This window comes from Pseudoalteromonas sp. SWN166 (assembly GCF_015864485.1).
Taxonomy (GTDB): Bacteria; Pseudomonadota; Gammaproteobacteria; order Enterobacterales; family Alteromonadaceae; genus Pseudoalteromonas.
On sequence record NZ_JADYXB010000100.1, the window covers coordinates 1 to 582 of the forward strand.

Sequence of the window (582 nt, forward strand, 5' to 3'; positions counted from 1 at the left end):
ATATCAACGGATATTACAACAACGTTAGGCCGCATCATTATAATGCCGGTTTAGCGCCAAATGAATCTGAGGTTAGATATCAAGATTCTAAAACTGTGGCCAAATTTTATTGACCACTACAGTTTTGACTTAATGGTGTACCGAGTTTTTGAAATTCGAACGGTCCTACTTTTGGGTCGTTTTCTTTTTTCTGGAAGAATATAACGTTTCACTCGTTCTCGCATTGCCCTTAATTTCTTTGGAATTGAACCTGGCGAAGCGATGGCACACCAGAGTATTTCATCCTGTATATCCCGCAAAGCCATGACAAAACTAATTCTCAGCGGGGAGACTTTAGCCTCTTTGGCTATTCGACTTATCTCTACTCGAATTAAATTGTAGGCTAGCAATATACCCCAGAGCTCTTGATTGACTCCATCCACAGTCTGACTACGCAAAAGAATACTATCCTCAAGCATCTGGTGTTTTATTTCTCCATAGCTATTTTCAATTTCCCAGCGCTCGAAATAGACATCAAGAATGGCCTGTGCACCAAAAGCCTGTTTATCATCCAAAGAGCACAGCAGACCTTTTATTTTTCCA

At 40.4% G+C, this 582-nt stretch carries 1 protein-coding gene; it reads right to left on the reverse strand.

Annotated features, from left to right (window positions below):
• Positions 1-116: 116 nt before the first annotated feature.
• On the reverse strand, positions 117-582 hold a 466-nt coding region (locus I6F49_RS20280), incomplete at its 5' end, for a transposase (protein WP_231615163.1).